Origin of the sequence: Dietzia timorensis, assembly GCF_020742175.1 — a bacterium.
Classification (GTDB): domain Bacteria; phylum Actinomycetota; class Actinomycetes; order Mycobacteriales; family Mycobacteriaceae; genus Dietzia; species Dietzia timorensis_A.
Genome location: NZ_DYXM01000177.1, coordinates 1 through 9,176, shown reverse-complemented (window position 1 = coordinate 9,176; position 9,176 = coordinate 1). Strand labels below are relative to the sequence as shown.

Sequence of the window (9,176 nt, the reverse complement as noted above, 5' to 3'; positions counted from 1 at the left end):
GGCGAGGCCCGCCGTCATCAAGCATGCAGAGGCGATGCATGCGCCGACGCGCGTGGTGAAGGAGGCAAGACGGGGAGACTTCGCGATCGGCATGAATCGATGGTAACGCCGTCAAGTGTGGTGCGGATCATAATGCGTGGGATCCGCCGCCCGGGGGTGATGCGGTGGGACTTCGTGCGCTACGACAGGGGTGAAACGTGGAGGTCAGGCGTGCGCAGCATCGTATTCGCGGCCGTACCGGTTGGCCATCCAGGCGCACACGATGAGCTGGATCTGGTGGAAGATCATCAGCGGCAATACGAGCAGCCCGATGGGTTGACCGGCGAAAAGTACGGCAGCCATCGGCATGCCCGTGGCCAGCGACTTCTTCGAGCCGCAGAACTGCACCACACGCTGATCGGCGACCGAGAACCCGAACAGGCGGCCGGCGAGTGCGGATAGCGACAGCACGATCGCGAGCAGGACGCAGCACACGAGCACGAGCCAGCCCGCCTCGGCCCACGTGATCTGGGAGAACATTCCCTCGGCGACGGCCTCGGAGAACGCCGAGTAGACCACGACCACGATGACGGCCTTATCGAACAGCGAGATTCGCGGTCCGATGCGGTCGGTCAGCGGAAGCACCCAGCGGCGGCACAGCTGGCCGAGCACGTACGGCAGCAGCAACTGGGCGAAGATCTTGAGCACCGAGGAGCCGTCGATGTGGACTCCCGAGGTCGCCGACATGAGTGCGATGACCAGCAGTGGCGTGACGAAAACGCCGATGAGGTTCGAGGCGGAGGCCGACACGATGGCGGCCGGGATGTTGCCGCGCGAGATCGACACGAACGAAATGGATGACTGCACGGTCGAGGGGACGAGCGTGAGGAACAGCAGGCCCGCGGCGAGGCCGGTGCCGAGCAGCGGCGTCAGGGCGAACTGGCCGAGCAGCCCCAGAATCGGGAACAACACGAACGTGAACACGGTGACGGTGAGATGCAGTCGCCAATGCCGCAGGCCCTCAAGCGTTTCGCGCGGCGACATGCGTGTGCCGTAGAGGAAGAACAGCATGGCGATCCCGGCGATCGAGATCCAATTGACCGCCTGCTCCCCCGCCCCCTTCGCGGGCAGCAGCGCCGCAACGACAACAGCGAGAAGAATCGAGGCGATGAACCAATCGAGACCGAACTTCTTCAGACCCCTGCCTATGCGCCGCACGAATTCCATTGCCCCATTCAATCGCCAAAGCCTGAGCAAGACCAATCGGAATCACCCCGCGATTCGAACTCGGCGGTAATCTCGCAGGCGTGAATGAGCACAGCGGACGCCGTGATGCGGCGGCGAGCCACGAGGCCGGGGTCCGGACGGCTTCCGGTGCCGAGGTTGGCGCGGTGCCCGATGCCGAGATCCGGGATGCGGCGCCAGGTGAGCGCTGGCGTCCCCGCTCGCTCCGCGAAGGCACGGACCCCGACCCGAGGTTCACGCTCGCCAACGAACGCACACTTCTCGCGTGGTTGCGGACCTCGATGGCACTCATTGCCGGCGCGGTCGCGCTCGAGGCCTTTGTCTCGGATGCGATTCCGCGCGCCGTTCGTATGCCGTTGGCGATCGTCCTGCTCGTTATCGCCGCTGCTCTGGCGATCTATTCGTTCCGTCGCTGGCTACGGATGGAATCGGCCATGCGTCAGCGGCGCCCACTCCCCGCCCCCGCCGGTGCGCTCATTCTCGTCGCCGGAGTCGGAGCTGCCGCATTAGCGCTGGTCATCGGCATCCTTTGGAATGCGTAGGCGACAATGGGGGCGCACGAGGAAAACATAAACCCTTCGGGTGGCGGGGGCGCCGAAGTCGGCGGGGCCACTCGCCCACATGGGATCGTCCTCGCGGCGAAGGACACATTGCCGCCGCCGGACCCGGGCCTCCAGGCCGAGCGCACTTCCCTATCGTGGGTGAGGTTGTGGACGGCGACCGCCATTGCATTAGCGGTGATGGCACGACTGACTCTCATGCTTTCACCCTGGTTGACGGCCGTTTTCGCGGTCCTCGTCGTGATCCCGATGGGCGGGCTCGCGCTTTTCGAGCAGGGGCACATCGCGCGTATCCGCTGGTTCCGGCACACGGAGTTCAACATCAGTGGTTCCGGAAAGCCCGAGGTGCTCGAGGGCCACATCCGCTACCGATGGGTCCCACTCGCGGCGATGACGACGCTCTGCGTGGTTCTTTCGCTCCTCGCGCTTGTCTTGCTTGTGCTCCTTTACGTGCTCTGACCGCGTCGGTTGCTGCCGATCGGTGCGAGCGCTGGTCGAACACCACCTAGCGGTTACTTTGCGTGCCCGTTTGGCCGAGATCCGGACCATTTCGTGGTGTATACGAGTCCGAGGAGCTGCGAAGGCGTCCGAATTCGCGCGGACAACGGGATGTGCAGCGAAACCGGGAGGCCGGCAGGCCCCTGCAACACCCGGCCCCGGAAAGCCCCTAGTCCAGCTTCTCCCCGAGCGCGACGCGCACGAGATCCTCGATGTGCGGATCCATCGTGTCGAGCGTGGGCACCGGCGACGTGGAATCGTCGAGCAGGAGCGGGAGTTCGGTGCAGCCGAGGATTACGAGCTCTCCGCCGTCATCCGCGGCGAGGCGGCGAATGATGTCGCAGAACCCCTCGCGCGTGTCCTCGCGCACCACGCCGAATTCGAGTTCGCTCGCGATCTTGTCCTGGATGTACGCGATCTCGTCGGCATTGGGCACGGCGACGTTGATGCCGTCCGCGCGCAGCGGCCCGGAAAGGAAATCGCCGACCATCGTGAACTCGGTACCGAGCAGGATCACCGAGCTCGCGCCACGCGCGCGGATCTCCCGGCGCGTCGATTCCACGGAGCTGACCAGCGGCAACGGCGATTTCTCCGCGAGCCGGTCGAAGACCACGTGCGGCGTGTTCGCGGTGAGGGACGCGACCTCCGCGCCCGCCGCCTCGAGGCGTTTGACGCCGGAGAGCAGGTAATCGGCGAGGCCGTCCCAGTCCTCCCGACCGGCGAACTCGAATACGTCGAAGGCGCTGAGCGACTCGATGGTCATCGGCGCGAGCAGGTCCGGGCGCGTGGCCGCCTGCACGCCTTCGATGATCCGCCGGTAGTAGACGAGCGTCGACTCTGGTCCGGTTCCGCCGATCAGTCCCAATTTCTTCAAGCTAGACATGCGTCCTCCCTGGTAGCCGATACATTCGACTGTACAACTCGACGGAAGGGCGCGAGCGCGCTCAGTGCTGGTGCGAACCCTCCGGCGCGCACATGCCCTTGAGCGAGCAGCTGCCGCAGCCGCCGGTCACGCCGCAATCCGAGGCGGGTGAGCCTGCCGCAGCGCCGACCGACGCGGTCGCGGCGTCCGAGGATTCGGCCGCTCCTCCCCCGGCCGAGCAGCACGACGACGACATCGCGTTCGGGTCCATCGACTCGGGCAGCGTGCCGGTGCGGCGCGCGTTGTCGAGCCAGATCGCGGCGGCCTTCGAACCGGAGAGACCGGCGAACGAGGCCATACCGAGCGCGACGAGCACCCCGAGCACGGCAACAATCACAGCCACCACGCCGTCGACAAGAAGGAGGCCGAGGCCCGCGAGAACCAGTGCCCCGCCGGCAGCCAAAAACCCGGGAGCTGCGGCTTTATTCGAAATTGTCCACGCTTCCGGCGACTCGCGGGTCTCGGGCGTACGCACGCCGAACCAGGAGTTGCCGGGAAGTCGCTCGCGAAGGGCGGCGATGCCGCCGGCCAGGAGCGCCGCACCCAGGACGAAGAACACGACCTGGAACAGCACGCTCACCACAAAAGTTGCCGTAGTGTCCACGGCCCCAAGGGTACGCCCACCAGGGCCGAATACCCATTCGGGCTTAGACTGGTGGGGTCGATACGCTAGCGGAGTAGCCCTGGCACGCCCGGGCTCTCGAGTGGCGGCGCAATCAGCGCGCACAGCAGCGCACGAATTACACGATCGAACGAAGCATAGGGGCGATTAGGCACAGTGAGCACCTCCAGCGACAACGTCCAGCCCACCGCCGGCGAGTCCGGCCCGGCTTATCGCTACAGTGCCCGCCTCGCGGGCGAGATCGAGCCGCGGTGGCAGGCCGAGTGGGAAGCTCGTGGCACGTTTTACGCGCCCAACCCCGTCGGGCCTCTGACGTCGGAGGACGGCTCCCTCCCTGCCGACAAGTTGTTCGTGCAGGACATGTTCCCGTACCCCTCGGGCTCGGGCCTGCACGTCGGCCACCCGCTCGGATACATCGCCACGGACGTCTACGCCCGCTATCACCGGATGCTCGGGCGCAATGTGCTGCACGCGCTTGGCTACGACGCCTACGGCCTGCCGGCCGAGCAGTACGCCGTACAGACCGGGCAGCACCCGCGAGTCACTACCGAGCAAAACGTCGAGAACATGAAGCGCCAGCTCGGGCGTCTCGGCCTCGGCCACGATCCGCGCCGCTCCTTCGCCACTACGGATGTCGAGTTCTACCGCTGGACGCAGTGGATCTTCCTGCAGATCTTCAATTCTTGGTTCGACCCCGATGCCCCGGTGCGCGAACACGAAGGCGTAGAGCCGAGCGGTCGCACCGGCCGCGCCCGCCCGATTTCCGAGCTGGTCGAGGAGTTCGCCTCCGGCTCGCGCACGCTGGCCCCCGAGGTCGCCGCCGAGCTGGGCAAACGTGGCTGGTCGGAGCTCGACGCGACCGAGCGCGAGCGCGTCCTCGCCGACTACCGCCTGGTGTACTTGTCGAACTCGATGGTCAATTGGTGCCCGGGTCTTGGCACGGTCCTCGCGAACGAGGAGGTCACCGCCGACGGTAAATCCGAGCGCGGCAACTTCCCCGTCTTCCGCAAGAAGCTTCAGCAGTGGAGTATGCGGATCACGGCGTACTCGGATCGGTTGATCGACGATCTCGAGAATCTCCAGTGGTCAGAGCACGCGAAAGCGATGCAGCGGAACTGGATCGGCCGCTCGCGTGGCGCGCAGGTCGGGTTCCCGCTGGCGGAGGACCCGTCGTCGAAGATCGCCGTGTTCACCACCCGCCCGGACACCCTGTTCGGCGCGACGTACATGGTGCTTGCCCCCGAGCACGCCCTCGTGGACCAGATCACGAAAGACGAATGGCCGTCTGACGGCGTGGATGAGCGCTGGACCGGCGGCGCTTCTTCTCCTCGCGAGGCGGTCGACGCGTACCGCAAGGCCATTGCGGCGAAGAGCGATCTCGAACGCCAGGAGAACAAGGAGAAGACCGGCGTCTTCACCGGTGCCTACGCCGTCAATCCGCTTTCGGGCGCGAAGATCCCGGTGTTCATCGCGGACTACGTACTCACCGGCTACGGCACCGGCGCGATCATGGCCGTCCCGGCCCACGATTCCCGCGACTTCGAGTTCTCCGAGGCCTTCGGTCTCGAGCGCATCCAGGTCGTGCAGCCGGCCGACGGCGTCTACGACCCCGAGCAGGCCTTCACCGGCGAGGGCACCGCGGTCAATTCCGCGTCCGGCTCTCTCGACATCAACGGCCTCGAGCAGGCGGTGGCCAAGGACAAGGTCATCGAGTTCCTCGAGGCGGAGGGCCTGGGCAGCGGCCAGATCCAGTACAAGCTGCGCGATTGGCTGTTCGCGCGCCAGCGCTACTGGGGCGAGCCCTTCCCCATCGTGTACGACGAGCACGGCACCGCCCACGCGCTGCCCGACGAGATGCTCCCCGTCGAGCTCCCCGAGGTCGACGACTACAGCCCGGTGTCCTTCGACCCGGAGGACGCGGATTCCGAGCCTTCTCCCCCGCTGGCCAAGGCCGCCGAGTGGATGAAGGTCACGCTCGATCTCGGCGATGGGCCGAAGGAATACACGCGCGACGCGAACGTCATGCCGCAGTGGGCCGGCTCGTCCTGGTACGAGCTGCGCTACACCGACCCGACGAACACCGAGGCCATCGCCGATCCGGCCAACGAAGCCTACTGGCTGGGCCCTCGCCCGAATGAGCACGGCGCGAACGATCCGGGCGGCGTGGACCTCTACGTCGGCGGCGTCGAGCACCTGGTACTGCACCTGCTGTACTCGCGTTTCTGGCACAAGGTGCTGTACGACCTCGGCCACGTGTCCTCGTCGGAGCCGTACCGCCGCCTGTTCAACCAGGGTTACATCCAGGCATACGCCTACACCGACCCGCGCGGGATCTACGTTCCCGCCGCCGAGGTCAACGAGCGCGATGGGAAGTTTTTCTGGACCAATCCGGAAGGCGAAGAGGTCCAGGTCCGCGAGGAATACGGGAAGATGGGCAAGTCCCTGAAGAACTCCGTCTCCCCCGACGAGATGGCCGAGAACTTCGGTGCCGACACCCTTCGCGTGTACGAGATGTCGATGGGCCCGCTGGACCAGTCGCGCCCGTGGGCGACGAAGGATGTCGTGGGCGCGCATCGCTTCCTCCAGCGTCTGTGGCGAGTCGTCGTCAACGAGGAAACCGGCAGGGTGCACGTCTCCGAGGACGCGCCCGCGGGCGATATCGCGAAGGCCATGGCCCGCGCCGTCGCCGGGGTGCGCGAGGACTACGCGGAGTTGCGCGACAACACTGCAATCGCGAAGCTCATCGAGTTCACCAACACCCTGACCAAGGCGTTCGGCTCCGGCGGCGCCCCGCGCGAGGCCGCCGAGGCTCTCGTGCTCATGGTCGCGCCGGTCGCGCCGCACGTCGCCGAGGAACTGTGGTCGAGGCTCGGCCACGAGGGCTCACTGGCCCACGGCCCGTTCCCCGAGGCCGACGAGTCGTTGCTTCACGACGACACCGTCGAGTACCCGATCCAGGTCAAGGGCAAGGTGCGCTCGCGCATTCAGGTCGCTGCCGACGCCTCCCCGTCCGATGTCGAGACCGCCGCGCTCGCGGATCCGAAGGTCGCCGAATTGCTCGGCGGCGCGGCGCCGAAGAAGGTCATCGTTGTTCCCGGAAAAATGGTCAATGTTGTTCCCTGAGTAGGGAAGTGACGCGCCCTCCGGGCCCAGTTGCCGTAGCGATCACACCTGCGGCGGCTGGGCCACGAGCAGGGAACCGATGAGGATCAGGTAGCTCGACGCCCCGATCCACATGAGCTGGGTGAGCCATAGCCACGGCCGCCAGCGAATATGGCGCTGCCACCTACGATAGGTCTGCCAGCTCGCGCCGAGTGCGAGGGCGACGGCGAGCAAAAGTGGCGGGAGCAGCACCTCGAGTCGCTTTGCGGTGAATCCGGTGCCGGCATCGAATCCGATGACGGCGGCGAGTATCGAAACAAACGCGATCACCAGCAATGCGGACACGAGGCCGTAGCGGACCGCCTCTCGCGTGGAGCGCTCGTTGCGTTCGAGCCGCTCCAGCGGGTCCGCTTCGTAGTCGGGTTCGCGCCTTGCCGCCATGCCGTCAAGGCTAGTCGAAGCGTCTAGCTGTCTGCCCCGGTCAGCTGGGTCAGTTGCAGAACATGCCAGCCGGTAATCGTCGAATCACCAGCTCTGACGTCGAACGTCCGACCATCCCGGAGGTCGACGACCTCGCCATCGAGGAAGCTCGAGCTCGTTCCCAGCTCGAAGGCGAGCACGTCGAGCGCGGTCCCCATGGTTCGCGGCGGGGACTGCGGAGAGCGCGGGAACTCGAGGTCCGCCCGGCCGAAGCGCGCCATACCGGTGGTGAACGCGAAGGTCATCGGCGGGTTTTCGGGGTCGATGGGCGCATCCGGGTTGTCGGTGAACACGCCGACGCGCAGGCCCACGAGGACCGGCACGGGCAGCGGGGCGTGCGAGACGGTGTCGCGGTAGACGTCCGCCGGGACGCAGAGCCCGGCGAGGGGAACCCACACGCCGAGCGCCTCGGCACCGCCGGCCTCGAGGATTGTGAGCGCCGAGACGATCGTCGCGACCGCGAGCTCCTCGCGCAGCGCATCGAGCGGAAGCTCCGCGCCCACGGGCTTGCCCGACTGCTCGTCGGGTGCGTATACGGCGCCGGCGACATGGATGCGCGCGGTGGTGCGCAGCAGCTGCCCTGCATTGCCGCCCCACACGACGAGCCCGCGGGAGGCGTTCAAGGGCCCGTTGAATGACGGGTTGGACTGCGGGAAGCTGATGCCCCCGTTGAAATCCTCGCCCTCGGGCACGTCTTGCGGGGTGAGCGCCTCTGCACGGGAGCGCACCACGAGCGCGACGCCCCGATAGTCGACGTTGACGAAGGGCTCGCCGCTGGAATCGATCTGTTCGCCGGTGGAAATCGTGGCGATATCGCCGAGCACCTTCTGCAGCGTCGCGACGATATCCGCGGCGGTCGGCGCGGGCCCGGACAGCAGGACTTCCGCTTGCGCATTGCGGCGCCAATCCGGCATGCCGTTCGAGTCGGTACCTTCGGCGTCATAGGGAGAGGACATGGGTCCAAGATTACGCGGCAGGGAAGGAGGTACGGGAATGTCGGAAGTCGAGGAACTGTGGGAACCGCGTTGGGACTTCGGTCGGCCGGTGGAGCCGTACCTGGGCGCTCGAATGCCCTATGACCTGGACGACCCGGATGTTCTCGGTGCTCTAGCGGGTGAATTTCCTTTCGGTTGCATGATCAGCATGCCCATTTGGGACTCGCGGGGAAGAAGGGTGCTGTGGGCCGAGCTCGCGGAGCGACTCGGCAACGAGTTGACGCCGACGGCACCGTTTTGCGAGGCGATCGGGATTTCGGGAGACGCGGCACAGCGGCGGATAGTGCACGAATACGACGAACCGTACTTCGGGCAGATCGATATCGCGACGTGGCAATCCCTGCGCCGCGTGTTCGGGCTTCCGGACCATGGCGTTCTCTACGCGGACTACGTCCTGTACTCGGATGACGGCGGACCGGCGGCTGTCGTTGGTGCGCCGTTGCAGAAGAGTGCCGGCGGCTATCGGTACCTGTCCGGGGCATGCACGGGCGAGTCGACCACAGGGATGTTTCACACCGACGCCGGGTCGAGTTGTTGCTGGGTCGACGGGGACTGGTTCGCGACCGTGAGTCTTGATCTCAGCCGCATGCTCGTGTGCTGCCGCGACGAGAGTCGACGGGATGAGTTGATGTCCGACGGCGCCCTCGAGGTCCATCCGTTGTGGTCGCCGGAAGGTTAGTGGCCGGCGACGTTGTCTGCGGCGCCAGATTTGCCCGTGTGTTGGGCGACCTCATCGGGAGTGTCGAGGCCGAGTTGCGCGTCGGTGACCGGCG

The 9,176-nt window shown here is 66.4% G+C and carries 9 protein-coding genes; 4 read left to right on the top strand and 5 right to left on the bottom strand.

Going from position 1 to position 9,176, the window contains the following annotated elements:
- Positions 1–204: 204 nt before the first annotated feature.
- Complete coding sequence (locus tag K8V11_RS09210) at positions 205–1,206, bottom strand: bile acid:sodium symporter family protein (RefSeq protein ID WP_303913066.1); 1,002 nt, start codon at positions 1,204–1,206, stop codon at positions 205–207.
- Positions 1,207–1,286: 80 nt separating this feature from the next.
- On the opposite strand from K8V11_RS09210, the gene K8V11_RS09205 reads away from it, so the two are divergent.
- Together K8V11_RS09205 and K8V11_RS09200 are read left to right on the top strand one after the other, a co-directional pair.
- Entirely contained in the window at positions 1,287–1,766 is a 480-nt protein-coding gene (locus K8V11_RS09205; RefSeq protein ID WP_369693066.1) for a YidH family protein, read from the top strand.
- A 198-nt stretch (positions 1,767–1,964) separates the two neighbouring features.
- The gene (locus tag K8V11_RS09200) at positions 1,965–2,243 is read left to right on the top strand and encodes a hypothetical protein (protein ID WP_303913062.1); all 279 of its coding nucleotides are present in this window, start codon (positions 1,965–1,967) and stop codon (positions 2,241–2,243) included.
- Positions 2,244–2,451: 208 nt separating this feature from the next.
- Here K8V11_RS09200 and K8V11_RS09195 read toward each other — a convergent pair whose 3' ends face one another.
- Complete coding sequence (locus K8V11_RS09195; RefSeq protein WP_303913059.1) at positions 2,452–3,165, bottom strand: aspartate/glutamate racemase family protein; 714 nt, start codon at positions 3,163–3,165, stop codon at positions 2,452–2,454.
- A gap of 61 nt (positions 3,166–3,226) precedes the next feature.
- The gene (locus K8V11_RS09190) at positions 3,227–3,808 is read right to left on the bottom strand and encodes an SdpI family protein (RefSeq protein WP_303913056.1); all 582 of its coding nucleotides are present in this window, start codon (positions 3,806–3,808) and stop codon (positions 3,227–3,229) included.
- Between the two features lie 174 nt (positions 3,809–3,982).
- Here K8V11_RS09190 and leuS point away from each other — a divergent pair, with 174 nt between their 5' ends.
- Positions 3,983–6,949, top strand: coding sequence for a leucine--tRNA ligase (gene leuS, locus K8V11_RS09185; protein ID WP_303913053.1), 2,967 nt, complete (start codon positions 3,983–3,985; stop codon positions 6,947–6,949).
- 42 nt (positions 6,950–6,991) lie between these two features.
- Here leuS and K8V11_RS09180 read toward each other — a convergent pair whose 3' ends face one another.
- Both K8V11_RS09180 and K8V11_RS09175 read right to left on the bottom strand, forming a co-directional pair.
- Positions 6,992–7,369: a hypothetical protein gene (locus tag K8V11_RS09180; RefSeq protein ID WP_303913050.1), complete on the bottom strand. Its 378-nt coding sequence runs from the start codon at positions 7,367–7,369 to the stop codon at positions 6,992–6,994.
- Positions 7,370–7,392: 23 nt separating this feature from the next.
- A complete protein-coding gene (locus K8V11_RS09175; protein WP_303913047.1) occupies positions 7,393–8,364 on the bottom strand; it encodes a hypothetical protein in 972 nt (323 codons plus the stop codon).
- Between the two features lie 37 nt (positions 8,365–8,401).
- Between K8V11_RS09175 and K8V11_RS09170 the strand changes: the two genes are divergently transcribed.
- On the top strand, positions 8,402–9,082 hold the full coding sequence (locus K8V11_RS09170) for a hypothetical protein (RefSeq protein ID WP_303913044.1): 681 nt from the start codon (positions 8,402–8,404) through the stop codon (positions 9,080–9,082).
- Positions 9,083–9,176 lie beyond the last annotated feature (94 nt).